We start from the raw sequence: 26103 nt of genomic DNA on the forward strand, positions 1-26103 counted from the left end.
GAGAACCGGAGACAATGATGCTGGACCAAGCCCGGACCCGGTGGCACCCCATCGCCGCCGCCCACGACCTTCCTCTCCGCCATGTCTTCCATGCGCAGTTGCTCGGCCGCGAATTCGCCGTCTGGCGCGCCGATGACGGCTACGTCAATGTCTGGGAGAACCGCTGCCTGCATCGCGGCGTGCGCCTGTCGATCGGCATCAATGACGGCCGCGAGCTGAAGTGCCAGTATCACGGCTGGCGCTATTCGAACCGCACCGCCGGTTGCACCTATATCCCGGCCCACCCAGCCGACGCGCCGGCCCGCACCATCACCAACCGCACCTTCCCGGCGGTGGAGCGCTACGGCCTGGTCTGGTCGTCGACCGACGAGCCGCAGGGCGAGGTGCCGGACGTGGCGGGGCTGGCCGAAGGCGAGTTTTTCGCCCTGCGCGGCATTCCCGTGAATGCGCCGGCCGACAGGGTGGTGGCGAGGCTGAAGGGCTATCGCTTCCAGCCGAGCGGCAAGATCGACGGCAGCGATGCCGAGATCGCCGTGGAAGCCGCCGGTGATTTCGCCGTGGCGTTGCGCGCCCGCGACGGCGACGCCGAAACGCTGGCCGCGTTCTTCGTCCAGCCGGTCGATTCCAACCGCTCGGTGATCCGTGGCGTACTCGATGGCGACGCGGAAGGCGCCGCGCGCCTTGCGGTGTTGCGCCACCACAATGAGCGGCTTTCCAAGCTGCGCGATGCGATCGAGCAGGAAGCCGCGCAGGCACCGGCGCCCGAGCCGATCGCGCCTCAATTCGAGCGCTTGCCGGCCGAACTGGCCGAAATGCCTGAACTCGCCGCGCGTGGCCGCAAGGCTGCGCTGCGCGTGCAGGTGGCGCGCAAATGGCAGGCGGCCGACGGCATCGCCGGCTTCGAGCTCAAGCCGCTCACCGGCCTTCTGCCGACTTTCCAGCCGGGCGCGCATATCGACGTGCACATGCCCAATGGCGAAATCCGCCAGTATTCGCTCGTCAACGGGCCGGGCGAGAGCGACCGCTATGTCATAGGCGTCAAGCTGGAGCAGGATTCCCGCGGCGGCTCGACCTGCATGCACGAGGCGGTGCGCGAGGGTGACGTGCTGGCGATCTCCGAGCCGCGCAACAATTTCCCGCTGCGGCGCGATGCGGTGAAGACCATCTTCGTCGCCGGCGGCATCGGCGTCACGCCGCTTCTGGCCATGGCGCAGGCGCTGCACCATCAGGAGCTCTCGCACGAGTTCCATTACTTCGCCCAGGGCGAGGGCCAGTTGGCCTTCCGCGACCGGCTCGACGGGCTGAAGAACTCGCTGGTGCCGCATCTCGGGCTCGACCCGGCGGGCACGGCTGCGAAACTGCGCGAGATCCTGTCGGGCTACAAGTTCGGCATGCATCTTTATCTGTGCGGCCCCGGCCCGATGCTGGAGGCGGCGCGCAAGATCGCGGCCGAGGCCGGCTGGCCGGAAGCCGCGGTGCATTTCGAGTATTTCAAGAACACCAACAAGATCGACGACAGCTCGAGCTTCGAAGTGGCGCTGGCGCGCTCCTGCATGACGCTCAAGGTGCCGGCCGGCAAGACGATCCTGGAAGTGATGCGCGAAGCCGGCATCGATGTGCCGTCGTCCTGCGAGCAGGGCGCCTGCGGCACCTGCCTGGCCACCGTCATCGAGGGCGAGCCCGATCACCAGGACGTCTATCTCAACGATGCCGAGAGGAAGTCCGGCACCAAGATCATGACCTGCGTGTCGCGCGCCAAGTCGGCCCGCCTCGTTCTCGACCTCTAGGAGCAGCCGATGATTACGCTCTACGACTACGAACTCTCGGGCAACTGCTACAAGCTCCGGCTTTTGATGAGCATACTGGGCGTCGATTACAAGACGGTGCCCGTCGACTTCTACCCCGGCCGCGAACACAAGTCGGACTGGTTCCTGCGGCTCAATCCGCTCGGCCAGCTGCCGGTGATCGACGATGACGGTTTTGTCCTGCGCGATGCGCAGGCGATCCTCGTCTACCTCGCTTCCAAATACGATGCGTCGGGCAGATGGTATCCGCGCGACAACCCCGAACTGCTCGGTCAGATCAGCCAGTGGCTGGCCTTTGCCGACGGCATCACCTCGACCGCCTCGGCGGCGCGGCTGCATGACGGGCTGTTCTACGATTTCGACATCGAGGCGGCGCGGGCCGGCGCCCACCGGCTGTTCCGCATCCTCGACGAGCATTTGTGGTTCGGCGAGCAGGAAGGCCGCGACTGGCTCTGCTCGGCCGACCATCCGACCATCGCCGACGTCGCCTGCTTCCCCTACATCATGCTGTCGGAGGAGGGCGGCATTTCGCGCCAGGATTACCCGGCGATCCGCCGCTGGTGCGACCGCGTCAAGCGCGTCAAGGGCTTTACCGTGATGTCAGGCGTGTTTCCGGCTGGGCCGGCGAAGGCTGCCTAGAGCATGATCCCGAAAAGTTGCAGACTTTTCGGGATCATGCTCTAAAAATCTTGATCTAGACCAGCCGGTTCGTGACCCTGCCGCTGCCATATCTGGTGGACGTGCGCCGGCGGGAAATGCCGGGGAACGCGTCCTTGGCCAGGATGCCGGCCGTCTTGGTGAAGTTGAAGAAGGCTTTTCGCGCGTCTTCGGCGGAGCCCTGCTCGACGCTTGCGACAAAGCAGGCATTCAGCGCCTTCTGGTAGATCGGCCCTTGCCGGCCGGTCGGCCAGGCGAGAAGGAAGTCGAGCGCCTGGTCCACGCCATAGATTTCAGTGATTGGTTTTTCAGCGTCGAGCGATATCCGCACAGGCATGAAAAATTGCAAACTATCCATCTGCTCCCTCCACGCATAAAAAAACAAAACAACTAAGAAACGAAATCGTCAAATAGAATTCCCGCTTCACGCGCAGCTTCGACAAAGGCTTCGCGCGCGACTTCCGGTTTCCTCAAGCCCTGCAGCACCTGCAGGCAAGCATAGCGGGCATCCCTGTGCTTGATGGTACCGGCGGTGGGCCATCTGTTGAGCAAAATGTCAGCCGCCTGGCGTGCATTGGAAACATTATACACGTCACCTCTGATGCCCAGGCCGCTGATGCCCAGAGAAATCGGCACCGGCTTATCGAACCACCCATATTCCATGATGACATCCCCGAAGAGGCTTGCGGGACATCAACGCGCATGCGCGTCGTAGGTTGCAATACAGGTGGAAATTCGTTTTGCGGCTTTCAAGATGACGGCGAGGGGCGTCAAAGCATCGGGCCCGGAAACTCTATGAAAAAGGTCTCCGGGCCCGTTCACGGTTACTTCAAATAGCTGTGTTCACGCCCTCCGGCGGCAACTGCCGCGGCCACCTTGCGCGGGTCGGTTTCGCGCAGGGATCAGTCCACCGCAACCATCACGTCGGAGGCCTTGACGACGGCATAGGCCTGCTTGCCGACTTCGAGCTTGAGGTCGTCGACCGCCGCGTTGGTGATCGATGCCGTGACAACGGCGCCGCCGATGTCGATGCGGACATGGGCGGTGGTGGCGCCCTTTGTGATTTCCACAACCTTGCCCTTCAAGACGTTCCTAGCGCTGATCTTCATCGGTCAATTCCTTCTGTCTTCAGGTTGTCGTGCCTATCAGGGTGCTTCATGACTGTGCGTCAATCGGCGTCAGCGCGGGCGCGCAGACATGGCGACCGGCTGCCTCCACGAAGGCCACCGCTACGTCGATGCCGTAGAGTTCCTTGAGGCGATCGGGGGTGACGACCTCGGCGGGAGTACCGAGCGCGATCAGCCGGCCTTTCTTCATGAGCGCGACGCGGTCGGCGCAGGCATAGGCGTGGCCCGGATCGTGGGTGGACAGCACGATGGCGAGGCCGGATGCGGCAAGCGCGCGGATGCGTTCCAGCACGCGCGCCTGGTTGCCGAAGTCGAGGCTGGCGGTGGGCTCGTCCATGACGATCATGTCGGGTTCTTGGGCCAGCGCGCGGGCGATCAGCACCATCTGCCGCTCGCCACCGCTGATGGCGGTGTAGAGGCGGGGGCCAAGATGCGGGATGCCGAGAGCATCGAGCGCGGCCTTCGCCGCCTCACGGTCGGTGGCCGACGGCGTCGAAAAGGCGCCGACGCGGCTGGCGCGGCCCATCAGCACCACTTCCAGCACGCTGAACGGAAAATAGGCTGAGTTGGCCTGCGGCACATAGCCGAGCCGGCGGGCGAACTCCGGGCGCGAAAAGCCGGCGACGTCGCGATCGTCGAGGCGCAGCATGCCGCCCTGGGCGGGGATCAGTCCCAGCAGCGTCTTGAACAGCGTGGTCTTACCGCAGCCGTTCGGCCCCAGCAGGCAGAGAACCTCGCCGGTGCTGATCGACAGCGAAACGCCCTGGCCGACCGGCGCACGTGGATAGCCGAAGGCAAGGTCGATTGCTTCTAGCGTCACTGCCATCCGCGCCTCGCGGTTATCAGGATATACAGGAAGAAGGGGGCGCCGATCGCGGCCGTGAGGATGCCGAGCGGCACTTCGATCGCGGCGATGGAGCGGGCCAGAGTATCGACCCCGATAAGATAGGCCGCGCCCAGCATCAGCGAGGCGGGTAGCAGGCGCGAAAAATCGGGCCCAACCAGCATGCGCGCAACATGCGGCACCAGAAGGCCGATCCAGCCGACGACGCCCGAAACCGAGACGGCCGAGGCGGTGAGCAGGGTGGCTGACGCGATGAATATCCAGCGATAGCGGCCGGTCTCGACGCCGAGCGCGCGCGCTTCTTCGTCGTCCAGCGACATCAGGTTCATGCGCCAGCGCAGCAGCACCATCGGGAGGAGCCCCAGCACCATGGCCGGCAGGATGGACAGGAGGTCGCCCTGGGTGATGCTGGCGAGGCTGCCGAGCAACCAGAAGGTAATGGCAGGGAGCTGGTTGTAGGGGTCGGCTAGCACCTTCAGCAGCGAGATGCAGGCGCCCAAGAGCGCGCCGACGGCGACGCCGGCCAGAACCAGCGTCAGCGTGGGATCGCGCCCGCGGGCGACAAAGCCGATCGAATAGACAAGCGCCACCGCACCCAGCCCGCCGAGAAAGGACAGGCCCTGGATGGCTATTACCGGTAGCGACAGGAAGATGCCGGCGACCGCGCCGAGGCTGGCGCCGGCCGAGACGCCCAAAATGTCGGGTGAGACGAGTGGGTTGCGGAACAGGCCCTGATAGACCGCGCCGGCCGCCGAAAGTGCGGCGCCGATCAGCAAGCCGGCAAGCACGCGTGGCAGGCGCACATGCCAGACCATCGTTTCCACGGTGGCGGAGAGGCCGCTTTGCGCGCCGGTGATCTTTGCGGCGATAACCGTTGCGACCTCGCCGGGCGAGACGTCATATTTGCCGATGGCGAGCGACACCAGCACCAGAACCACGAGCGCCAGCGCGGGCAGGGCCATCGCCGGCAATGCGCGGCGTTTTGGACCAGAAGCGGCCCGCGCCTGAGTGGCCGCCTGCCTCGTCATTTCGCCGGTGGCGCGGAATCGGCTAGCAGCGTGTCGATCTGCGCCTGCGTCAGGTCGACATGATAGAAGAGCTTGTAGAAGTCGCGCACGTCCGATCCCAGATCGATGTTCGTGACATCAGGATAGAGCACCTTGGCCAGCCAGGCGAGGCCGACGAGGCGATTGATGCCGGGAGGCGAGTCGAACCAGCCGAAGGGCACAGTGGGCGCGCGGTAGACGCGGGTGTCGCGCACGGCGGCAACGCCGGACCAGTGCCGATCTTCCAGCACCGATTTCTGGAATTTCGGGTCGAGCGCCAGGATCACGTCGGGGTTCCAGGACAGCACCTGCTCGAGCGAGACATTGGCAAGCCCGCCCGAACCGGCTGCCTCGGCAACGTTCTTTGCGCCGGCAATGGCGAGAATTTCCATGTTGATCGAGCCGGCAAGGCCTGTCTCCAGCCCTTCCGGCCCGCGGCCGTAATAGACGCGCGGGCGCTTGTCGGCGGGCACCACCTCGATGACGCCATTCAGGCGCGAAACGGCCTTTTCGGCATAGTCCGCGAGCTTTTCGGCCTGATCCTTCGCGCCGACAATGTCGCCGGCCTTGCGCAGGCTTTCGGCCGTCCTGGCGAAGCGCCCGTCGATCAGCACATAGGGAATGCCGGTCTGCTGCTGAACGCGGTCGGCGAGCGAGGCATAGGTGTCGTCGATGGTGCCGACGTCGATGATGACGTCCGGCTTCATGGCCAGCACTGCTTCGAGATTGGCGGTGTTGCCCTTGCCGGTGAGGCGGCCATGGACGGGCAGGTCGCGATAGGCCGGTGCAATAAACGCCTTTTCCTCGGCCGAGGGTTCGCGCACCCAGCCGACCATCTTTTCGGGGGCAAGGGCGTAGATGAGCACCGAAGCGGGCGGGCCGGCGGCCATTACGCGGTTGATTGTCTCGGGCAGTTCGACCTTGCGGCCTGCATCGTCGACGATGGTGCGTGGCCCGGCCATGGCAAGGCCGGTAAACAGCCAGGCGAACATCGCCGACAGGATGACGAGAAGATTTCGACGGTGCATGGCTCTTTCCATTCTCCGATGGCCTGGCCGCATTGTTATGTACGAACGAATATATCGGTCAAGCGTGAGAGGCCAAGAATCCTCACAGATGTTTGGGATTGGATATGGCTGTTTGACTATAGTGACTGGCCGCCGCGGAAGCCGACCGAAGGCCGGTCGAGAAAACCTCAAGCAGGCGACGCGGCCAGGGATGCCGCCGCTCGCGATCCCTGGGCGCCGTATTGATCGTGCGTGGCCCTAGTCATCGTTCGAGGCGTTGAGGTCTTCGGGGCGCAGCCCGTCCTCGATGTCGCGGTCATAAAGAACCGCGCGCAGAAAAATCGTGTTGGCCGCGCCCGGCTCGATGGAAAAGGCGCCGAACTGCAGTGCCTCCGGGTCGTGCTCGGGAATGTGCAGCGATATGCCGCCGCCCGGCTTGTCGGTCGGCGACATCAGGAACTTCACGCCGTTGGGCAGCGTGACTTCGATCTCCTCGGCTTCGATCCGGGCTGACTTGCCGTTGTTGATGGCGCGGAAGGTCACCACGCCATGCTTGCCCTTGTCTTGCTGGTTCATCGCTTGTCCGGAGCCAAGCCGTCCAACGAGGCTGGAGCCTTGGCCCTAACTCCTTGTTTTGACGCGTGATCGGAAAAGTTTGCTACTTTTCGGCGTCGCGCGCCAGTGGAGATTTGGGCAAGCCATACGAAGGGGTAATCAGCCCTCCTGATGCATGATGTAGAGCTTGCGGGTCTTTTCGTGGATCGTCCACTCGCCGCGCCAGCCCTTGGGCAGCACCAGCACTTCGCCGGCGCTCACCTCTTGAGTGCGGCCGTCCGGACCGTGCAGCGAGACACGGCCGGAAACGATATGGCAGGTCTCGGAATTGTTGTCGCGCGCGGCGGTGAAGCGGCCGGGCGTGCATTCCCAAACGCCGACTTCCAGCTTGCCGTCTGGCGAGGTCCACAGTGTCTTTGCCGCTTCCATCTGGTTACCCTCGATGGAGGTCGGCTTGGGTTCGGCTGCGCCGAGGTCGATCGTTGCGAGATGGGCGAAGGTCTGGAAGTCGGTCATGGCAATCTCTGGAAAGGCATTGGATATGAAAATCTGGGCTCAGTGCCCGGTGATGCTGTCGGCGAAGGCCGCGAGCTTCGAGCTGTGCTCCAGGCCCGCCTCCTCGCGCTCGTCGGCGATGCGGTAGAGCTGGTACATGGAGTGCACGCCCAGCCAGCGCAGCGGCTCGGGCTCCCACTTGCGCACCTTCCGGTTCACCCAGGGCAGTCGGGTGAGCTCGGTGTTGCGGCGCAAGATGAGGTCGCGCAGCGTGCGGCCCGACAGGTTCGAGCTCGAAACGCCCAGGCCAACATAGCCGCCGGCCCAGGCGATGCCGGTTTCGTCGTCGAGGCCGGCGGTGGTGCACCAGTCGCGCGGCACGCCCATCACGCCGCACCAGGCGTGGTCGATCTTGAGGCTGCGGGTCTGCGGCAAAAGCCGCATCAGGATCTTGTAGAGCGCATCGATGGTTTCCTGCTGGGTCTGGCCGCGCACGTCAGTTTTGGAGCCATAGCGATAGGGCACGCCGCGGCCACCCATGGCGATGCGACCCTCGCGGGTGCGCTGGGCATAGCAATAGGCGTGCGCAGCGTCGCCGAGCAGCTCGTAGCCGTTCCAGCCGATCTCGTCCCACAGCGACTGCGGCAGCGGCTCGGTGATGATCTGGGCGCTATTGAGTGGCAGCCACAGCCGCTCGTTGCCGGGAATGCCGGCGGTAAAACCTTCAGTGGCGCGGACGATGATCGGCGCGCGCACCGTGCCGCGATTGGTCGTGACCTTGCCCTTTTCGAGCGCAAGCACGGCGGTCTGCTCGTAGATCGGCACGCCGAGGCGCTCGACGGTGTCCGAAAGGCCGCGCACCAGCTTGGCGGGCTGCACGCGCGCCATGCCGCGCAGGACATAGGCGCCCTGGACATTGTGAACGTTGATGCGCTCGCGGGCCTCCTCAGCGCTGAGGAATGCGATGCGGTCGTCCGGCATTTCCCATGCCTTGGCCTCTTCATACTCGGCGCGTGCGCGATCGAGCTGGGGCTTGTTGGTGGCGACCGTGATGTTGTCGACGCGGCGGATGTCGGCGTCGATGCCCTCGGCCTCGGTCACCGAGATCACCTCGTTGACCGTGCCGTACATGGCTCGCTGCATGTCGATGACCCCGCCGCGCGTCGAGGTTTTTAGATATTTGTCGCGCGACCAGCCGAAGCCGCCCGACAGCCAGCCGCCATTGCGGCCCGAGGCGCCGAAGCCGGCGAATTCTTTCTCCACCACGGCGATGCGGATCGAGGGATCGGCCTTCTTCAAATAGTAGGCCGTCCAGAGACCGGTGAAGCCCGCACCGATGATGCAGACATCGGCCTCGATGTCGCCGGGCAGCGGCGCGCGGGGGGCCGGCATGCCGATGTCGGCATACCAAAAGGATATGTTGCCGTTGACTTTGGCGTCCATGATCTAGTCCTGCGGGAATGTGGGTCAGGTGAGGGTCAGGTCGGCGCGCTCGTCGTCGGCCAGAAGCTTGCAGTCGGAAACGTGCCAGCGCAGATCGACCTCGTCGCCGATCGAGAACTGCTGCGCCTCGAGCGGCGCGCGCACGATGGCGACGGAACCGTCGCGCAGCGTGACCTGGTATTTCGAGCCGGAGCCGAGATAGATCGCCTCGCTCACATTGCCGGTCAGGCTGTTCTGGCTATCGGTCCGCGGCTTGTTGCCGGGCGCCAGCGACAGCTTTTCGGGCCTGAGCAGGATCACCGGCTTCTGGCCGTTGGAGAGCTTGTCCCTGGCCACGATCCTCTGGCCCGCGACGGTGAGGCTGGTCTCGCTGCCCGAGGTCTCGGCATTGCCGCGCAGGGTGGTGGATTCGCCGATGAACTTGCCGACGAAAAGCGTTGCCGGCTCGTCATAGAGTTCGCGGCCGGTGCCGACCTGCTCGATGCGGCCCTGGTTGAACACCGCGATGCGGTCGGACAGGACCAGCGCCTCTTCCTGGTCGTGGGTGACGTAGACGAAGGTGGTCCCGAGTTCGCGATGGATGCGCTTGATCTCGAGCTGCAGCCATTCGCGCAGCTTCTTGTCCAGCGCGCCGAGCGGCTCGTCCATCAACAGAAGCGGCGGGTCGAACACGATGGCGCGGGCCAGCGCCACGCGCTGCTGCTGTCCACCGGAAAGCTCGCTTGGGAAGCGATGGGCGAAATCAGCCATCTTGACCATGTCGAGCGCGCGGCGAACGCGCTTTTCGCGTTCGCCCTTCTCGACGCCGCGCAGCGTAAGCGGATAGGCGACGTTCTTGCCGACCGTCATGTGCGGGAACAGCGCATAGTGCTGGAACACCACGCCGATGTTGCGCTTGTGGGCCGGCACGCCGACGATGCTCTCGCCGCCGACCGACAGCTCGCCCGAGGTGAGATCGGTGAAGCCGGCGACGACGTTGAGCGTGGTCGTCTTGCCGGAGCCCGACGGCCCGAGCAGGGTCATGAACTCGCCGGGCATGATGTGCAGGCTGACATCGTCGAGCGCGGTGAAGGAGCCGTAGCGCTTGGTGGCGTTGCGGATGTCGATTGCGGCGCCGCGCGCCATGGTTGCCGATGGGGACAATTCAGCGTCTCCTCTGCGAGCCGATAATCAGCCCGCCGCAGATGATGAGCGACGTGGCCAGGAAAATGATGGTGCCGACCGCCGTGACCGTGGGGTCGGCGTCGCGGGTGATGCTGGTGTAGATCTGCACCGGCAGGGTTTTCAGGTACGGGCTGGTGATGAACAGCGCCACGATGATCTCGTCGAAGGAGGTCACGAAGGCGAACAGCAGGCCCGACAGGATGCCCGGCAGGATCAGCGGCAGCGTGATGGTGCGGAAGGTGGTGAGGCGGTTTGCGCCAAGGCTGGCGGCGGCCGTCTCCAGGCGTACGTCGAACACTTCAAGGCTCGCCGACACCGCGATCAGCACGAAGGGCACGGCCAGCATGGTGTGCGCGATGACGAAGCCCAGCGTCGTGCCGACGAGCTGGTAGTTGAGGTAGACGGCATAGATGCCGATCGCCAGCACCACGCCGGGCACCACCATCGGCGTGATCAGGATGGCGCGCAGGATGCCGGCGCCGGCATGCTTCATGCGGCTCAGGCCGAGCGCGGCAAGCGTGCCGACGATGGTTGCCGTGACGGCGACGATGGCTGCCACGCGCAGCGAATTGAAGAAGCTCGACGACCAATCGGGATTGGTGAAGAAGTTCTCGTACCACTGCCAGGTGAAGCCGGACGGCGGGAAGGCGAGCGACTTCTTTTCGTTGAACGACATCGGGATGATGACCAGCGTCGGCAGGACCAGCCAGATGGCGACCAGCAGGCAGAACAGGCCAAGGATGATGCGGAATGGCTTCATCGTCACGACCTCGACGCTTGCTTATGCCGCTGGCGCATGAGGGGCGCAGCAAGGGCGAGAAGGATGAAGGTCGACACCAGAAGCACCACGCCCATGGCGCCGCCGCGGCCCCAGTTGAGCAGGCTCAGCACCTGGCTCTGCACCAGGGTCGACAGCATGGTGCTGCGCGGGCCGCCGAGCAGGGCTGGCGTGATGTAGAAGCCGAGCGCGAGGATGAAGACGATAATCGCGCCGGCAAAGACGCCGGGCAGCGAAAGCGGCAGATAGACCTGCCAGAAGGCGAGCGAGGGCCGGGCGCCAAGGCTGCGGGCGGCCTGCACGAGCCTCAGGTCGATGCCGCGCATGACCGAATAGAGCGGCAGGATCATGAAGGGCAGAAGCACCTGCGCCATGCCGATGACGACACCGGTGGGCGTACGGATGAGTTTTACTCCGCCGAAGCCGATCGCCTTCAGCACCGAGTTGATGACCCCGGAATCCTGCAGCAGGATCACCCAGGCCAGCGTGCGCACCACGCCGCTGACCCAGAACGGCACCAGCACGCACAGGATCAGCACCATCCGCATGCGCGGGCCGACGACCGTCATCAGATAGGCATAAGGATAGGCCGCGATCACGCAGACGAGCGTGACCCAGGCCGAGATCGAGAAGGTGCGCAGCAGCACCTGGATGTTGACGTCGGTGGAGAAGAACCAGACGTAGTTCTGCAGCCCCCATTCGGGTTCGGAGAAGCTGCGCGACACGATCGTCAGCAGCGGATAGGCCATTGCCGCAATCAGCAGCAGGACGGCCGGCAGCGCGAGCAGGGACGGGTAGGCGGCAAGCCGCCATCTTCGCGGCTGCGCCGCCACTCCGTCTGCCTGCCGGGGGCCTGAGCCCCCGGACGCGGTCGTGTCGATTGTCTGGCTCACTCTCTCAGTCTCTCGGAGGTCAGTTGCCGGCCATCAGCGCCGTCCACTTCTCGGAAGCGGCGTCGAAGTTCTGCACCCAGAACTTGATGTTCTGCTGGTAGCCCTGCTTGACCCGCTCGGGCGTGTTGGTGAGGAACGCGGCGACCGCCGGATCGACCTTGGGCTTCGCCTCATTGTTGATCGGCGAGTAGGAGGTCTTCTCGGTCAGGACCTCCTGGGCGTTCTTGCCGAGATAGGCGTTGATCAGCGCGTAAGCCGCATCCGTATCCTTCACGCCGACCGGGATGGTCAGCTGGTCCATGACCACGAGCCAGTCCTGCCAGACCGGCGTGTACTGCGCGCCGTTCTTGACGGCGGTCATGGCGCGGCCGGTCCACATCAGGATCATGTCGGCTTCGCCAGATTCGGCCAGCTGCTGGGATTCCGCACCGGTCTTCCAGTAGATGGTGTCCGGCCCGAGCGCCTTGATCTTGGCGATGCCCTTGTCGATGTCGGCCGGCGTCATGTTATCCACCGAGCCGCCGTCGGCCAGGACGCCCTGCTCGATCAGGCCGCCGATCGGATCGCCGCTGCCGTCGATGGCGCGGATGCCGGGGAACTTCTCGGTGTCGAAGAAGTCCTTCCAGTTCTTCGGCGGGTTATCCTTGTAGGTGTCGTTCTTGTACATCAGGACGACGCCGTAGTTCATGGCCGGCACGCTGCACTCGCCGACCTGGCCGGCCGGGATGTGCGAGACGTCGAGCTTGGTCAGGTCGAGCTTCTGGAACAGGGTGCCGCAGTGCACGTAAGGCGGCAGGTCGGCGGTGTCGACGACGTCCCAGGTGACATTCTTGGATTCCACCTGCGCCTGTAGCTTGGCGATCTCAGTCGGGCCGTCGTTGAGAAGCTTGACGCCCGTCTTGTCGACGAACTCCTTGAGGGCGGCGTTCTGGCCGTCCTGGTAGATGCCGCCATAGGAAACGAAGGTGAGCGTCTTGTCCTTGAGCGAGCCGTCAACGATGGTGCCGGCGGCCGGCGCTTCCTGCGCACTGGCCGCAAAGGTACTCACAAGAGCGATCGCCGTTGCGCCGGCGATGCCGGCCAAAGCTGATTTGTATCCCATTTATTCTTCCTCCAATGACCCGCTGTCTGCTTGAACTGGCCGGGATGCGAGCGAGGTCCGGGCCACGTATTGGTCGAGATCGACAGCGCCGCTGGTGGGGGGCGCGATGATCCACAGCACCTCGGCTGGCGTGTCGCCGACATTGACCGTCTTGTGCGGTGTCGAGGTGGCGTATTCGATGCTATCGCCTTCGCCGAGCAGGAAACTCTCGGAGCCCAGCGTCAGTTGCAGGCGGCCGCGCAGTACGATGAATATTTCATGGGAGTCGCCATGAGTGTAGGGCAAGTCGCCGGTCGAGCCGCCGACGGCGAACTCGCCGGAATAGATCTCGACGGACTGGATGGGGCGGCGCGAAATCAGCGTCTTGCGATAGCCTTCGCTCACCGGCAGAGCAGGGCGCTCCGCGCGCGTCAGCACGCTGTGGGGCGAAACCTCCGTCTCGTCGAAGAGATCGGCCACGCTGATGCCGAGCGCATTGGCGATCAGCATCAATGTCGAGGTGTTGGCGCCCGAAAGGCCGCGCTCGAGCTGGCTGAGAAAGCTGGCGGTCGTGCCGACCATGTCGCCGAGTTGGCGCAGAGTCAGTCGCCTTGCCGAGCGGTAGGCCTTGACGCGAGCGCCAAGAATTGTCGAGCGGCGCGCCTCCATCCCGGCGGTTGCGCCATCGCTCACGGGGTGATCTTCCGCAAGTTTCATCCGTCCTCCCAACGGGTTCACTTGACAGCCTATTAAGTCACTTTACGAGCCGTCAAGTCGATTCTTCACGAGCTTCGCAAGAATCGGCAGTCGGCAAAAGGGGAGGAAGGGTCTGCAGGGTGCTGCGCGGCCATGTTTTCCACGGCCGCGCGGCGAGCATCGCTGTGTAAAAACAGCCGGTTAAGCGGCGACCGCGGCGCGTGCGCCGAGGATCTGGTGAGCCGCGTTGGCGGCTTCCTGGCCCTTGACCTTGAAATGCTCGAAAAAGAACCTGTGGTGCTCTTCGCTATCGTGGAAGTGGTGCGGGGTGAGCACCGCCGACAGCACCGGCACGTTGGTCTGCAACTGCACGGTCATCATGCCGTCGAGCACGGTGCCAGCCACGAAATCGTGGCGATAGATGCCGCCATTCACCACGAAGGCGACGCCGAGGATGGCGTCATAGCGGCCAGTCTCGGCGACCAGCTTGGCATGCAGCGGGATTTCCAGCGCGCCGGGGACGTCGAAGATGTCAACGACGGCCTTGCCGTTCGAGAGCGCCTGCGAGTTCTCGATGAACGAGTTCACGCACTCGTCGACGATATCGGCATGCCAGCGCGCGCGGATGACGGCGAGACGGCGGGTTTCGAATTCGCGAGGGGGGATCTGATTCATGGGTCCTTACTCCGTTCAATGACCAGAATCAGGACGCACGAGACGAAGCATAATCCGCCCACTACGGGCGTCTTGCGGCTCCGTTCGCTCTCTTTCATCCGGACTATGACCGTCGGCTCCGGAATCTAACCGGATCTGCTGACCTTCCCGGAAAATCCGGAAAGCGCTCGCGGGCTCAAGCTTTCGCTCTTACCGCCGGTGGGGAGTTTCACCCCGCCCTGAGAACTTAACGCGGCGTTTATGGGGTATGGGCTGTGGCTCGTCAATCCCGTTTGCTCGGCCGAGCAAAGGGTGTGGAGGGTGCTTTCGTTTTGGAAATCGAAGCGCCAAATCGCTTTCGTTTTTGTGTTTCGATTTGTAAAACGAAAGCGCGTCACCGTCCTGTCTTACTGGCTGGATATGCGGGGCGAGAGGTCAAATGATTGGGGGTTGGCGCGTTTTCGTTTGACATTCGTTATTGTTTCGAATTAGTTCTTTATCCAGTAGGTGCAGGCTGGGGCTCAGTCTGCCGAATTTCATGTGCGGGCAATGAGCGAATCTCCGATCCACGATATTTTCATCATCGGCGGCGGCATAAATGGCTGCGGCATCGCCCGCGACGCCGTCGGCCGCGGCTATTCGGTCTGCCTGGCGGAAATGGACGATCTTGCCAGCGGCACCTCTTCGGGCTCGACCAAGCTCATCCATGGAGGCCTGCGCTATCTCGAGCATTACGAGTTCCGTCTGGTGCGCGAGGCGCTGATGGAGCGCGAGGTGCTGTGGAAGATGGCGCCGCACATCATCTGGCCGATGCGCTTCGTGCTGCCCTATGCGAAGGGCTTGCGCCCCGCCTGGCTGATCCGGCTCGGCCTGTTCCTCTACGACTACATCGGCGGGCGGAAGCTGCTGCCGCCGACCAAGACGCTGGACATGCGCACCGATCCGGCCGGCAAGCCGCTGAAGCCGCTCTTCAGCAAGGCGTTCGAATATTCGGATGGCTGGGTCAATGATGCGCGCCTCGTCGTGCTCAATGCGCGAGATGCCGCCGACCGCGGCGCCGACATCCGCACCCGGACCAAGGTGATCGGCTTGCGCCGCGAGGGCGGACACTGGGCGATCCTGCTCGAAGACCAGCGCAACGGGGCGGTGGAAGAGGTGAAGGCGCGCCTCGTCGTCAATGCCTCTGGCCCCTGGGTCGATAGCGTACTGGCTGGCCCGCTGGGCAAGCAGGGCGTCCACAATGTGCGGCTGGTTCAGGGCAGCCATATCGTGGTGCGCAAGAAGTTCGACGATCCGCGCGCCTATTTCTTCCAGAACAGGGACGGGCGCATCATGTTCGCCATTCCCTATGAGGAAGATTTCACGCTGATCGGCACCACGGATCGCGACTACAAGGGCGATCCGCACGACGTGAAGATCAGCGAGACCGAGACCGGTTATCTGTGCGCTGCGGCAAGCGAGTATTTTGCGCAAGCCGTGCGGCGCGAGGATATCGTGTGGACCTATTCGGCGGTGCGGCCGCTCTATGACGACGGCGCCTCGAAGGCACAGGAGGCGACGCGCGACTATGTGCTGAAGGCGGATGACGCCGGCGGCGCGCCGCTCATCAATGTTTTCGGCGGTAAGATCACCACCTATCGGCGCCTGGCCGAATCCATGCTGGAAAAGATCGAGGCCCATCTCGGCAAGCGCGGCAAGCCATGGACGGCAACGGCCGCTTTGCCCGGCGGCGATTTCTTCAAGACCGGCTTCGATGCGCAGGTCGAGAACCTGAAGCGCGCCCATCCGTTCCTCGATGCCGGCCACGCCCGCCGGCTGACGCGGCTTTACGGCACGCGCGCCCACGTGCTGCTCGGCCAGGCGCATTCGCTCGCAGAACTCGGACGCAATTTCGGCGCCGACCTCTACGAGGCGGAGGTTCGCTACCTGATGGACGATGAATGGGCCGAAACAGCCGAGGATGTGCTATGGCGGCGCACCAAGCGCAGCCTACATATGAGCGAAGGACAGCGACAGGCGCTCGACGAGTTCATGCGGAGCGTGAGCGCGGAGAAGAGCGCCGCCGCCGAATAGGCAGACAAGTCGCCGCTGAACCGAGGCCGCTGAACCAAATATGGCAAAGTTTCATGCCAGAGGGTGACGCGGCGGCGGTTTTTCGCTATGAAGGAGTAACCGCGGGTACGGTTGGGGTGCGAATGGCGGAGATTGCTCCGGATTTGGCTGCCGGCCGAATGCCTGCGCGGGCGTTGCCGCCTTTCGAAAATGGAATTGGCTAACGTCCAGCAAGCGCTTTTTTCTAGGTCTCTGACCCTAGCTTAGGAAGACTCCGATGCCAGCTTATCGCTCCCGCACCACCACCCACGGCCGCAACATGGCCGGCGCCCGCGGCCTTTGGCGCGCCACCGGCATGAAGGACAGCGATTTCGGCAAGCCGATTATCGCGGTGGTCAACTCGTTCACTCAGTTCGTGCCGGGGCACGTGCACCTCAAGGATCTCGGCCAGCTCGTGGCGCGCGAGATCGAGAAGGCGGGCGGTGTTGCCAAGGAGTTCAACACCATCGCCGTCGACGACGGCATCGCCATGGGCCATGACGGCATGCTCTATTCGCTGCCGTCGCGCGAACTGATCGCGGACTCGGTTGAATACATGGTCAACGCGCACTGCGCCGACGCCATGGTCTGCATCTCCAACTGCGACAAGATCACCCCCGGTATGCTGATGGCGTCGCTGCGCCTCAACATCCCCACCGTCTTCGTCTCCGGCGGCCCGATGGAAGCCGGCAAGGTGGTGCTGGCAGGCAAGGAGCATGCGCTCGACCTGGTCGATGCCATGGTGGCGGCTGCCGACGACAAGATTTCGGACGAGGACGTGAAGACAATCGAGCGCTCGGCCTGCCCGACCTGCGGCTCCTGCTCGGGCATGTTCACCGCCAATTCGATGAACTGCCTGACCGAGGCGCTTGGTCTGTCGCTGCCGGGCAACGGCTCGACGCTGGCAACGCACGCCGACCGCAAGCGCCTGTTCGTTGAGGCCGGTCATCTCATCGTCGACCTCGCCCAGCGCTATTACGAGCAGGAGGACGAGAGCGTCCTGCCGCGCAACATCGCTTCCAAGAAGGCGTTCGAGAACGCCATGACGCTGGACATCGCCATGGGCGGCTCCACCAACACGGTGCTGCACATCCTGGCCGCCGCGCATGAGGGCGAGATCGACTTCACCATGGACGACATCGACGCCTTGTCGCGCCATGTTCCGGTGCTCTGCAAGGTCGCGCCGGCCAAGGCTGACGTGCACATGGAAGACGTGCATCGCGCCGGCGGCATCATGGCAATCCTCGGCCAGCTCGATAAGGCTGGTCTCATCAATCGCGATACGCACACGGTCCACACGTCCACCCTCGGGGAGGCGCTGGAGCATTGGGACATTTCGCGCACCACGAGCCAGAGCGTGCGCGACTTCTTCCTGGCGGCTCCGGGTGGCGTGCCGACGCAGACCGCCTTCAGCCAGGACCGTCGCTGGGACGAGCTCGACCTCGACCGCACCAACGGCGTCATCCGCTCGGCCGAGCATCCGTTCTCGAAGGACGGCGGCCTTGCCGTGCTCACGGGCAACATCGCGCTCGACGGCTGCGTGGTGAAGACCGCCGGCGTCGACGAGTCGATCCTGAAATTCTCCGGTCCGGCCAAGGTGTTCGAGAGCCAGGACGCGGCGGTGAAGGGCATCCTCGGCAACGAGGTGAAGGCCGGCGACGTGGTGGTGATCCGCTATGAGGGGCCGCGCGGCGGTCCGGGCATGCAGGAAATGCTCTATCCGACCAGCTATCTGAAGTCGAAGGGCCTGGGCAAAGCCTGTGCGCTGCTCACCGACGGCCGCTTCTCGGGCGGCACTTCGGGCCTCTCGATCGGCCACGTTTCGCCGGAAGCCGCCACTGGCGGTGCGATCGGCCTGGTGCGCGATGGCGACATGATCGACATCGACATCCCGAACCGCACCATCAGCCTGCGCCTTGACGAGGCAACGCTGGCCACCCGCCGCGCCGAGCAGGACGCCAAGGGCTGGAAGCCGGTCGAACAGCGCAAGCGCAAGGTGACGACCGCACTCAAGGCCTATGCCGCGTTCGCAACGTCGGCCGACCGCGGCGCCGTGCGCGACCTCGGCGAAAAGTAATCTCGACAAGCGATGGCGGCCTGCCCCATGGGAAGGCCGCCGTCTGACCTAAGACGCGGCCCCGTGCCGGGTTTAACTTGGTAATGGCTGGCAACGCGTCCGCAGGCTAACTGCGCGCTTTTTTGCCGCCCCTTGAGCAGGACCTACCATTGTGACTGATGCATCGACGACAGCCGGCCGGATACAGGCGGACAACACTGTTTTTGCGATCATTCTGGCGGTGAGTTTCTGTCACCTTCTCAACGACATGATGCAGTCGCTTCTGGCGGCGATCTATCCGATGCTGAAGACGGGCTATGGCCTCGACTTCTGGCAGATCGGTCTGCTGACCATGGCTTTCCAGGTTACGGCCTCGCTGTTCCAGCCGCTCATCGGCATGTACACCGACAAGCGGCCGATGCCTTATTCGCTGCCGTTGGGCATGGGCTCGACCATGTGCGGCCTGCTGATCCTGTCGCATGCCGGCAACTATCCGATGCTTCTGCTGGGTGCCTCGATGATCGGCATCGGCTCGGCGGTGTTCCACCCAGAATCCTCGCGGGTGGCGCGCCTGGCGTCCGGCGGCCGCTTCGGCCTTGCGCAGTCGCTGTTCCAGGTGGGCGGCAATTTCGGCTCCGCGCTGGGGCCGCTTCTGGCCGCCTTCATCGTCGTGCCCAAGGGGCAGACGAGCGTGGCCTGGTTCTCGGTCGCAGCACTGGTCGGCATGATCGTGCTGTCGCAGGTCAGCGGCTGGTACAAGCGCCATGGCGCGAACTCGGCCAAGCGGCTGGCAAAGTCCGGTACCATCGCCTTGCCGCGCCGCAAGGTGGCGGTTGCCCTGGTGGTGCTGGCGACGCTGGTGTTCACCAAGAACATCTACATGGCGAGCCTGTCGAGCTACTACACCTTCTACGTCATCCACAAGTTCGGCGTGTCGGTGCAGGAAGCGCAGGTGCTGCTGTTCATCTTCCTCGGCGCCGTTGCGGTCGGCACGGTGGCGGGCGGCCCGATCGGCGACCGCTTCGGCCGCAAGTTCGTCATCTGGTTCTCGATCCTGGGCGTGCTGCCCTTCACGCTAGCGCTGCCCTATGCGGACCTGTTCTGGACGCGCATCCTCACCGTGCTGATCGGCCTGATCCTGGCTTCGGCCTTCTCGGCCATCGTGGTCTTCGCGCAGGAGCTGGTGCCGGGCCGCGTGGGCATGATTGCGGGCATCTTCTTCGGCTTCGCCTTTGGCATGGGCGGCATCGCCGCCGCAGTGCTCGGCATCGTAGCCGACGCCAAGGGCATCGACTTCGTCTACCAGATCTGCTCCTACCTGCCGCTGCTCGGTCTCCTGACCGTCTTCCTGCCGTCGTCGCGGGAAATGCGCCAGCAACTGGCCTGAACGACAAAGCGCGAGGGCAGCCGGCTGCCCTCGCGCTTTCCAATACGGCCGGAGCGGCCGAACCTATCTTCGCGTGGAGCGCGTAGGGGTCGCTATGGCAGGCAGTAGATCTGCCTGATGTCGGCAGGCCTAAAGCCGATCAAGCCTTCTTCAAAAACTCCGTCCGCAGCACCAGGCCCTTCACCTGCTTGGTGTTGCACTCGACCTCGGCCGGATTGCCGGTCAGGCGAATGTTCTTCACCAGCGTGCCGCGCTTGATGGTTTCCGACGTGCCCTTCACCTTGAGGTCCTTGATCAGGGTCACCGAGTCACCGTCGTTGAGCTGGGTTCCGTTGCTGTCTTTCACGATGATGTCGTCGGACAATTGATTTCTTCCTTCATGCTTGGGGAATGGGATCCCGGGTTAGGCAAATTCCGGCGGATGCACAATACCCGGGATGGCTGCTCATACCGGCCGGGCATGACGCGGATGGCGCCATCCGGGTTCCACCGCGCCGAGCATCCCCTACAGAATACCGCAAACAAAAACGGCGCCCCGAGAGGCGCCGTTTTCGTTGCTTGGGATCCGGTCGGAGCGGATGGATTTGCGTCAGCTCTTGGCCGGCACCGTCTTGCTCTCCACGCGCTGTGGGTGGTTCTTGGCCCACCAGTCGCCGAGCAGGAGCAGGATCGGAGCTGCGATGAAGATCGAGGAGCTGGTGGCGATGACCACGCCGAACACCATCGGCACGGCGAAGTTTTCCACCGCGCTGCCGCCCCAGATCGCCATCGGTAGCATCGACAGAAGGATCGCGACCGAGGTGTAGATACAGCGTGCGAACACCTGGTTGATACTCATGTCGATGACCTGGCGCAGCGGCATCTTCTTGAAGAGCCGCAGGTTCTCGCGCATGCGGTCATACACCACGACCTTGTCGTTCACCGAGTAGCCGATGATCGTCAGGAGCGCGGCGATGGCCGTCAGGTTGAAGTCCAGCTGGAACAGCGCGAAGAAGCCGACCATCTTGGTTGTGTCGAGGATCAGCGTTGCGATCGCGCCAAGGGCGAAGTTCCACTCGAAACGCCACCAGATGTAGAACAGCATCGCGAGCGAGGCCAATACCACCGCCATCACGCCCGAATGCGCCAGCTCGCCGCTGACCTTCGGTCCGACGACGTCGACGCGGTCGAACTTGACGCTCGGATCGAGCTTCTGGACGGCGTCCTTGACCTTGGTCACCGCAGCCGTCTGAGCCTGCTCTCCGCCTTCCTGACGCTGCACGCGGATCAGGACGTCGTTGTCGCCGCCGATACGCTGCAGGGCGACTTCGCCGAGGTCCAGGCCGCCCAGCGTGCTGCGCAGGGCCGCAAGGTCTGCCGGCTGCGAGGTGGTGATCTCCACCTGGATACCGCCCTTGAAGTCGATGCCGTAGTTCAGGCCCGGCTTGACGAACAGGCCGATGGACGCCAGCGACAGCAGGATCGAGACACCGATGCCGAGGAAGCGGGCATTCATGAACGAGATCGAGGTCTTCTCCGGGAAGAAGTGGACCAGCGGCTCGATCTTGATGGTCTTCATCTTACGACGGCGGACCACCTCGGTCATGATGACCTTGACGATCGCGACGGCGGTGAACATCGACAGACAGGTGCCGATGATCATGGTGATGGCGAAGCCGCGGATCGGGCCCGAGCCGAACATGAACAGCAGCGCGGTCACGATTAGCGAGGTGACGTTGGCGTCGACGATGGTCGAGAAGGCTCGTTTGAAGCCGTGGTCGAGCGCGGCGAAGGCGCTTAGGCCCTTCTTGGATTCTTCTCTTATTCGTTCGTTGATGAGGATGTTGGCATCCACGCCGAAGCCGATGCCGAGGATGATACCGGCGATACCGGGCAAGGTCAGCGTCGCGCCGAGAATGGCCAGAACGCCGATGGTGAGGATCAGGTGCAGCAGCAGGCCGAAATTGGCGATCATGCCCCAGCTGCCGTAGAGCGCCACCATGAACAGCACGACCGCCACGAAGCCGGCGATACCGGTATAGAGGCCCATGCGGATGACGTCGCCGCCAAGGTCCGGACCGACGGTGCGTTCTTCGATGACGGTGAGCGGCGCGGGCAGGGCGCCGGCGCGCAGCAGGGCCGAGAGCACAGTGGTGTCCTCGACGGTGAAGCTGCCGCTGATCTGGCCCGAACCGCCGGTGATCGGCTCGCGGATGGTCGGCGCGCTCAGCACCTTGCCGTCGAGCACGATGGCGAAGGGACGGCCGACATTGGCCTGGGTGATTTCAGCGAACTGGCGGGCGCCGACGCTGTCGAAGCGGAACGAGACGATCGGCTCCTGGGTGCGCTGGTCGAAGCCGGCGCGGGCATCCGTCAGGCGCTCGCCGCTCAGCGCGACGCGGTCCTCGATCGGATATTGCTGCTGGGTCTTGGCATCCGGCAGCATGGTCACGCCCGGAGGCAGAGGCTCGCCCTGAGCCACGTTGGCGACCATGTGGAATTCCATCTTGGCCGTCGAGCCGAGCAGCTGGCGCAGGCGCGTGGGGTCCTGCAGGCCGGGCAGCTGGACCAGGATGCGGTCCGAGCCGACCCGCTGGATGCTGGGCTCGGCCACGCCGACCTGGTCGACGCGCTGGCGCACGATTTCAAGGCTCTGCTGGATCGCGGCGTCGATGCGGTCGCGGATGCCTGCCTCGGTGAGGGTCAGCTTGATCTGCTTGTCGGTCGAGGCGACGTCGATGTCGGAGACGCCGGCGCCGAAGCCGGTGGCAACCGGAGTGGCCAGCTTCTTCAGAATGTCGAGCGCCTGGGCACGCTGGGCGTCGTCATCGATGTTGACGACGACTGCGTCGCCGGCCACGCGGGCCGACTGCACGGGGATGCGCTCCTTGCGCAGCGCGCCGCGCGCATCGTCGAGCAGCGAGCGAAGCCGGTCGGCTTTCAACGCATTGGCGTCGACTTCAAGAACGAGGTGGGAGCCGCCCTGAAGGTCGAGACCCAGGGTGACCTGATGCCTGAACCAGCTCGGCATCTTGTCGAGCACGGAGGGCGGCATGGCGCTTGGAAGGGCGGCGAAGACGCCGATGAGGACGATGATGGCATAGGCCATCACCACCCATTTGGAAGTTCGCATTGCTTCTGGTCCTGTCTATGCGCAACGCCAGCCGCTCTCAGGCCAGTCAATCCGCAGTCATGTTCAAATATGTGAAGTCGCTGTCGAGCGAACAGGTCGCTCAGGCCGAAAATGGCGGCGCGCGGGCACGATTTACCAGCGCATCGGCCTCATGCAGGCCAGCTGGTAGGATCTCGGGACGGCAAGGTTTCCCCGCCGAGGCGAGATACCGCTGCGATGCCGGCAGGATCGCCGAGCCGCCATCGTCTGTCGGTAGCAGTGACTTCAGAGCCACGCGCCAGTCGGCGATGATGAACAGGCGCTGCTGGCCGGTCAGGCTGGTCCGGTCTCCCGCGGGATCACCCGCACGCTGGTTGGCTGCGCCGACAGGGTCGGTAACGAGCCGCATCGAGCGGGCAGGGGAGACCGTGCCGAGAACGCCATGCGCGGCAGCCAGGCCAACCACGAACCAAAGCAGCACGGCGGATGCATATCCGCGTCCTGTCGCCTTGTCGGGTCTGCTGAACATCATCGTGCGAGGTCGTTCCTACGGCTTTGTTGCCCAAGTGTAACACGAGGACACAGATGCTCCTACACCATCGCGCCGCAAACGCATAACCCCAAAAGATCAGTCGAAGGTCTTTGAAGAGCTTTGTGCGGCGCCAGCGGCCAGCATCCATCCGGACATATAGGTTCCGGGCACGCAAAATCCGCCGATCAATGCGTCGCAAATGGGGCGAAGCGAGCGACAAATGCGCCCGTTTCGCCCCAAGATCGATCACAAAACCGCGGTTTTGCCTCTGACGGGCGCCTAGAGGTGCTTCGCCACCGCCTGGAACAGGGTCAGGTTCTGCTTGTCGAGCTCGTCGTCGACCGGCAGCGGCTGCGACGACATCTTGACCAGAACCACCTCGTTTGCCGGATCGACATAGAGCCACTGGCCGTGGATGCCGATGCCGCAATAAGGCTCGCCCTCGAAGCCGGTCTGGTACCACTTGTTGCGGTAGCTGCCATTGGGCATCAGGAAGGCAAAGTCGCCCTTCTTCCAAGCCTCGCGGTCGCCGCCGGTAGCGGTGTCCTTGACCCAGCTTTCGGGCAGGATGCGCCGGCCTTCGTAGACGCCGCCGCAGCGCATCATCTCGCCGACGCGGGCGAGGTCACGCGCGGTGACCGAGATGCCGCCGGCGGCACGCGCCGAGCCTTCGCCGTCGACCGTGATGCGGCCGCCGCGCTTGGCGCCGAGCGGGGCCCACAGGCGTTCGACCATGAGGTCGGCATAGCGCAGACCCGAGGCGCGCTCGACGATGACGCCGAGCAGGTCGGAATTGGGCGAACGGTAGCGGAAGACCTCACCATGCTCGCCGGCGCCCTTGCCGATGGTCATGATGAAGGCCAGCAGCTTCTCGCTGTCGGGGCCATTGGTGTTGGGGTTCCACAGCGTCGAGCGGCGGTAGCGCGCGAAGGCGCTTTCGGGATCGAGATAGAGTTCCTCGAAGTCGATGGTGGTGGTCATGTCCAGCACATGCTGGACGGTGGCGTCGGCGAAGGCCGAGCCTGCAGCTTCGGGGATGTACTTCGTGACCAGGGCTGTCGGATCGAGCAGGCCGTCGGCCTGCAGCGAGCCCGCGAGAATGGCGGTCAGCGACTTCGAGATGGAGAAGATGAGGTGGCGGCCGCCCTGCGTCATGTGCGGGGCGTTGTATTCGCCCACCAACTTGCCGCCCTTGAGCGCCACGAAGGCGTCTGTGTGCGTGCGCTCGAGGAAGGCTGCGATGGTTTCGGAGCCGGCGTCGGTGACTACCGTCTCGCCGAGCAGCGGGCCAAAGTCTGCGCCCGGTGCCTCGGGAGCATCGGTCGGTGCCGCGATCTCCGCGGTCGGAACCATCTCGCCGACATTCTGGAACGACCAGCGATTGAAGGGCGCGTTGCGCCAGTTCTCCAGCGTGACGTCGGAGCGGGCAAAGCCAAATTTGCGCGCAAAAGCGTTCTGGGCGGTCATGTATTGTTCCTCGGCAATAGCAGTGTTCAGGCGAGTGCGTCGGCAATCGCGTGGATCGCCTTCAAGGTGGCGACGGAATAGTCGCGGTTGGTGAAATCCGGGTAGGTCGACAGTTTTACGACGACCATCTGGTGGTCCCAGTTGATATGGATGAGCTGGCCGAAAACACCCCGGCACATCAGCGAGCGCGAGTGCGGATCCTCGATCCAGAACTGGTTCTTGTAGGAGCCGGTCGGAAAGCTCTCGCTGTAGAGCGGGCCGTGGATGCCGGTTCGGGTCGCTTCGACCCAGCTGGCAGGGACCACGCCGCCGCCATTGTCGAGGATCAGCTGTCCGAAACGGGCATAGTCCCGCAGCGTGGCGTTGAAGCCGCCATCGGCCAGCGCATAACCGGCGCTGTCGACTGTGAAGCAGGCGCTTTCTTCGGCACCGATCTTCTGCCAGAGCTCTTCCGACACCAGTTGCGGCAGGCGCTTGCCGGTGGCGCGTTCCATGGCGAAAGCGATCACGTCGGTTTCGATCGAACGGTAGACGAACTCCGCGCCGTGCGGCCGCTCCGTTTCCTTCAGGCCGAGGATCAGCTCCCACATGTGGCTCGGCCACTTGAATGCCGGGTCGGTGCCCGGCGGAATGGGTTTCCAGCCGGCGGCAACATCGACCTGCCCGATCTCGGAATAGGGGTTGGTATATTCCTCGCTGAAGCGCACGCCGCTTCTCATGTCCAGGACATGCTGGAGCGTGGCGCCGCGCCAGCCGGTCTGTTCGAGTTCAGGCAGGTAACGCGTTACGGGCGCGGCGGGGTCGATGATGCCGCGCCCGGCGAGAATGCCGAATACCGTCGCCGTGACCGATTTGGCCATCGATTGCGACAGGTGCAGCGTGCGCGGCGTCATGCCGTTGAAATAGCGTTCGTAGACTACCGCGCCCTTCCTGAGCACCAAGAAGGCGTCGGTATAGGATTCGTCGAGATGGCCGGCGAGCGTTCGGTGCTCATCTGGGCCGTCCCCGACCAAGAGGTCGTCGAGATCGAGTTCATTGCGCGGTAGTTCGCGCACAAGGCCTTCGCCGCGCCAGACTTCGGCGGTCGGCAATAGCTCGCGAATGTGCTGAAAGGCCCATCTGTTCCAGGGCGGCCGGTCCCAATCCAGCCGGGGCGGCACCATATTCGGCGGCGATCCTTGCATGATGGGGGGAAGTGGATCGCTGTTCCGGTATGAGGTCATGGCAGCCGCAG

25 protein-coding genes and 1 riboswitch are annotated in these 26103 nt (G+C 64.1%); of the genes, 5 read left to right on the plus strand and 20 right to left on the minus strand.

Annotated features, from left to right (window positions below; genetic code table 11):
- Positions 1–17: 17 nt before the first annotated feature.
- Together M2281_RS14705 and M2281_RS14710 are read left to right on the plus strand one after the other, a co-directional pair.
- The gene (locus tag M2281_RS14705) at positions 18–1787 is read left to right on the plus strand and encodes a Rieske 2Fe-2S domain-containing protein (RefSeq protein WP_280821922.1); all 1770 of its coding nucleotides are present in this window, start codon (positions 18–20) and stop codon (positions 1785–1787) included.
- Positions 1788–1796: 9 nt separating this feature from the next.
- Positions 1797–2444, plus strand: a complete 648-nt coding sequence (locus tag M2281_RS14710) for a glutathione S-transferase family protein (protein ID WP_280821923.1) — start codon at positions 1797–1799, stop codon at positions 2442–2444.
- 55 nt (positions 2445–2499) lie between these two features.
- Here the strand turns inward: M2281_RS14710 and M2281_RS14715 are convergent, their stop codons facing one another.
- The 15 genes from M2281_RS14715 to M2281_RS14785 form a co-directional block, all read right to left on the minus strand.
- The gene (locus M2281_RS14715) at positions 2500–2820 is read right to left on the minus strand and encodes a DUF982 domain-containing protein (RefSeq protein ID WP_280821924.1); all 321 of its coding nucleotides are present in this window, start codon (positions 2818–2820) and stop codon (positions 2500–2502) included.
- Positions 2821–2852: 32 nt separating this feature from the next.
- On the minus strand, positions 2853–3125 hold the full coding sequence (locus M2281_RS14720) for a DUF982 domain-containing protein (RefSeq protein ID WP_280821925.1): 273 nt from the start codon (positions 3123–3125) through the stop codon (positions 2853–2855).
- 239 nt (positions 3126–3364) lie between these two features.
- A complete protein-coding gene (locus tag M2281_RS14725) occupies positions 3365–3571 on the minus strand; it encodes a TOBE domain-containing protein (protein ID WP_280821926.1) in 207 nt (68 codons plus the stop codon).
- Between the two features lie 46 nt (positions 3572–3617).
- Entirely contained in the window at positions 3618–4409 is a 792-nt protein-coding gene (locus M2281_RS14730; protein WP_280822487.1) for an ABC transporter ATP-binding protein, read from the minus strand.
- Positions 4406–5461, minus strand: a complete 1056-nt coding sequence (locus M2281_RS14735; RefSeq protein ID WP_280821927.1) for a FecCD family ABC transporter permease — start codon at positions 5459–5461, stop codon at positions 4406–4408. Before M2281_RS14735 ends, M2281_RS14730 begins: the two co-directional genes overlap by 4 nt.
- Positions 5458–6507 carry an iron ABC transporter substrate-binding protein gene (locus M2281_RS14740; protein ID WP_280821928.1) on the minus strand — a complete coding sequence of 350 codons (1050 nt, stop codon included), beginning with the start codon at positions 6505–6507 and terminating at the stop codon, positions 5458–5460. The genes M2281_RS14735 and M2281_RS14740 overlap by 4 nt, the downstream gene beginning before the upstream one ends.
- Positions 6508–6744: 237 nt before the next feature.
- Positions 6745–7062 (minus strand): hypothetical protein, encoded by a 318-nt coding sequence (locus tag M2281_RS14745; RefSeq protein ID WP_280821929.1) that lies wholly within the window; start codon positions 7060–7062, stop codon positions 6745–6747.
- Between the two features lie 138 nt (positions 7063–7200).
- Positions 7201–7557: a cupin domain-containing protein gene (locus tag M2281_RS14750; RefSeq protein WP_280821930.1), complete on the minus strand. Its 357-nt coding sequence runs from the start codon at positions 7555–7557 to the stop codon at positions 7201–7203.
- Positions 7558–7596: 39 nt separating this feature from the next.
- Positions 7597–8979, minus strand: a complete 1383-nt coding sequence (locus M2281_RS14755; protein WP_280821931.1) for an NAD(P)/FAD-dependent oxidoreductase — start codon at positions 8977–8979, stop codon at positions 7597–7599.
- Positions 8980–9003: 24 nt separating this feature from the next.
- Positions 9004–10104 (minus strand): ABC transporter ATP-binding protein, encoded by a 1101-nt coding sequence (locus tag M2281_RS14760; protein ID WP_280822488.1) that lies wholly within the window; start codon positions 10102–10104, stop codon positions 9004–9006.
- A gap of 19 nt (positions 10105–10123) precedes the next feature.
- On the minus strand, positions 10124–10909 hold the full coding sequence (locus tag M2281_RS14765) for an ABC transporter permease (RefSeq protein WP_280821932.1): 786 nt from the start codon (positions 10907–10909) through the stop codon (positions 10124–10126).
- Positions 10906–11814 (minus strand): ABC transporter permease, encoded by a 909-nt coding sequence (locus M2281_RS14770; protein WP_425537734.1) that lies wholly within the window; start codon positions 11812–11814, stop codon positions 10906–10908. Before M2281_RS14770 ends, M2281_RS14765 begins: the two co-directional genes overlap by 4 nt.
- Before the next feature lie 19 nt (positions 11815–11833).
- Positions 11834–12916: an extracellular solute-binding protein gene (locus tag M2281_RS14775; RefSeq protein ID WP_280821933.1), complete on the minus strand. Its 1083-nt coding sequence runs from the start codon at positions 12914–12916 to the stop codon at positions 11834–11836.
- A complete protein-coding gene (locus M2281_RS14780; RefSeq protein WP_280821934.1) occupies positions 12917–13612 on the minus strand; it encodes a helix-turn-helix domain-containing protein in 696 nt (231 codons plus the stop codon).
- A 180-nt stretch (positions 13613–13792) separates the two neighbouring features.
- Positions 13793–14266, minus strand: a complete 474-nt coding sequence (locus M2281_RS14785) for a 6,7-dimethyl-8-ribityllumazine synthase (protein WP_280821935.1) — start codon at positions 14264–14266, stop codon at positions 13793–13795.
- Positions 14267–14348: 82 nt separating this feature from the next.
- Positions 14349–14496: riboswitch (FMN riboswitch) on the minus strand.
- 298 nt (positions 14497–14794) lie between these two features.
- Between M2281_RS14785 and glpD the strand changes: the two genes are divergently transcribed.
- The 3 genes from glpD (at position 14795) to M2281_RS14800 (ending at position 19779) form a co-directional block, all read left to right on the plus strand.
- Entirely contained in the window at positions 14795–16318 is a 1524-nt protein-coding gene (gene glpD / locus M2281_RS14790; protein WP_280821936.1) for a glycerol-3-phosphate dehydrogenase, read from the plus strand.
- Between the two features lie 256 nt (positions 16319–16574).
- Entirely contained in the window at positions 16575–18413 is a 1839-nt protein-coding gene (ilvD, locus tag M2281_RS14795; protein WP_280821937.1) for a dihydroxy-acid dehydratase, read from the plus strand.
- 151 nt (positions 18414–18564) lie between these two features.
- Positions 18565–19779 (plus strand): MFS transporter, encoded by a 1215-nt coding sequence (locus tag M2281_RS14800; protein ID WP_280821938.1) that lies wholly within the window; start codon positions 18565–18567, stop codon positions 19777–19779.
- A gap of 139 nt (positions 19780–19918) precedes the next feature.
- Here M2281_RS14800 and M2281_RS14805 read toward each other — a convergent pair whose 3' ends face one another.
- The 5 genes from M2281_RS14805 to M2281_RS14825 form a co-directional block, all read right to left on the minus strand.
- Positions 19919–20143, minus strand: a complete 225-nt coding sequence (locus M2281_RS14805; RefSeq protein WP_280821939.1) for an alkylphosphonate utilization protein — start codon at positions 20141–20143, stop codon at positions 19919–19921.
- Positions 20144–20368: 225 nt separating this feature from the next.
- Positions 20369–22891 (minus strand): protein translocase subunit SecD, encoded by a 2523-nt coding sequence (secD, locus tag M2281_RS14810; RefSeq protein ID WP_280821940.1) that lies wholly within the window; start codon positions 22889–22891, stop codon positions 20369–20371.
- A 100-nt stretch (positions 22892–22991) separates the two neighbouring features.
- The gene (locus M2281_RS14815) at positions 22992–23402 is read right to left on the minus strand and encodes a hypothetical protein (protein WP_280821941.1); all 411 of its coding nucleotides are present in this window, start codon (positions 23400–23402) and stop codon (positions 22992–22994) included.
- A 279-nt stretch (positions 23403–23681) separates the two neighbouring features.
- A complete protein-coding gene (locus M2281_RS14820; protein WP_280821942.1) occupies positions 23682–24869 on the minus strand; it encodes a serine hydrolase domain-containing protein in 1188 nt (395 codons plus the stop codon).
- A 26-nt stretch (positions 24870–24895) separates the two neighbouring features.
- Positions 24896–26092 (minus strand): serine hydrolase domain-containing protein, encoded by a 1197-nt coding sequence (locus tag M2281_RS14825; protein ID WP_280821943.1) that lies wholly within the window; start codon positions 26090–26092, stop codon positions 24896–24898.
- Positions 26093–26103 lie beyond the last annotated feature (11 nt).

The organism is Pseudaminobacter soli (ex Li et al. 2025) (assembly GCF_029892515.1).
In the GTDB taxonomy this organism is placed as follows: Bacteria; Pseudomonadota; Alphaproteobacteria; order Rhizobiales; family Rhizobiaceae; genus Pseudaminobacter; species Pseudaminobacter soli_A.

What these genes read in the sequence shown, in the direction of transcription:
- M2281_RS14705 (WP_280821922.1), top strand. Translation starts at nt 18, where the DNA reads ATGCTGGACCAAGCCCGGACCCGGTGGCACCCCATCGCCGCCGCCCAC.
- M2281_RS14710 (WP_280821923.1), top strand. Translation starts at nt 1,797, where the DNA reads ATGATTACGCTCTACGACTACGAACTCTCGGGCAACTGCTACAAGCTC.
- M2281_RS14715 (WP_280821924.1), bottom strand. Translation starts at nt 2,820, where the DNA reads ATGGATAGTTTGCAATTTTTCATGCCTGTGCGGATATCGCTCGACGCT.
- M2281_RS14720 (WP_280821925.1), bottom strand. Translation starts at nt 3,125, where the DNA reads ATGGAATATGGGTGGTTCGATAAGCCGGTGCCGATTTCTCTGGGCATC.
- M2281_RS14725 (WP_280821926.1), bottom strand. Translation starts at nt 3,571, where the DNA reads ATGAAGATCAGCGCTAGGAACGTCTTGAAGGGCAAGGTTGTGGAAATC.
- M2281_RS14735 (WP_280821927.1), bottom strand. Translation starts at nt 5,461, where the DNA reads ATGACGAGGCAGGCGGCCACTCAGGCGCGGGCCGCTTCTGGTCCAAAA.
- M2281_RS14740 (WP_280821928.1), bottom strand. Translation starts at nt 6,507, where the DNA reads ATGCACCGTCGAAATCTTCTCGTCATCCTGTCGGCGATGTTCGCCTGG.
- M2281_RS14745 (WP_280821929.1), bottom strand. Translation starts at nt 7,062, where the DNA reads ATGAACCAGCAAGACAAGGGCAAGCATGGCGTGGTGACCTTCCGCGCC.
- M2281_RS14750 (WP_280821930.1), bottom strand. Translation starts at nt 7,557, where the DNA reads ATGACCGACTTCCAGACCTTCGCCCATCTCGCAACGATCGACCTCGGC.
- M2281_RS14755 (WP_280821931.1), bottom strand. Translation starts at nt 8,979, where the DNA reads ATGGACGCCAAAGTCAACGGCAACATATCCTTTTGGTATGCCGACATC.
- M2281_RS14760 (WP_280822488.1), bottom strand. Translation starts at nt 10,104, where the DNA reads ATGGCGCGCGGCGCCGCAATCGACATCCGCAACGCCACCAAGCGCTAC.
- M2281_RS14775 (WP_280821933.1), bottom strand. Translation starts at nt 12,916, where the DNA reads ATGGGATACAAATCAGCTTTGGCCGGCATCGCCGGCGCAACGGCGATC.
- M2281_RS14780 (WP_280821934.1), bottom strand. Translation starts at nt 13,612, where the DNA reads ATGAAACTTGCGGAAGATCACCCCGTGAGCGATGGCGCAACCGCCGGG.
- M2281_RS14785 (WP_280821935.1), bottom strand. Translation starts at nt 14,266, where the DNA reads ATGAATCAGATCCCCCCTCGCGAATTCGAAACCCGCCGTCTCGCCGTC.
- glpD (WP_280821936.1), top strand. Translation starts at nt 14,795, where the DNA reads ATGAGCGAATCTCCGATCCACGATATTTTCATCATCGGCGGCGGCATA.
- ilvD (WP_280821937.1), top strand. Translation starts at nt 16,575, where the DNA reads ATGCCAGCTTATCGCTCCCGCACCACCACCCACGGCCGCAACATGGCC.
- secD (WP_280821940.1), bottom strand. Translation starts at nt 22,891, where the DNA reads ATGCGAACTTCCAAATGGGTGGTGATGGCCTATGCCATCATCGTCCTC.
- M2281_RS14815 (WP_280821941.1), bottom strand. Translation starts at nt 23,402, where the DNA reads ATGATGTTCAGCAGACCCGACAAGGCGACAGGACGCGGATATGCATCC.
- M2281_RS14820 (WP_280821942.1), bottom strand. Translation starts at nt 24,869, where the DNA reads ATGACCGCCCAGAACGCTTTTGCGCGCAAATTTGGCTTTGCCCGCTCC.
- M2281_RS14825 (WP_280821943.1), bottom strand. Translation starts at nt 26,092, where the DNA reads ATGACCTCATACCGGAACAGCGATCCACTTCCCCCCATCATGCAAGGA.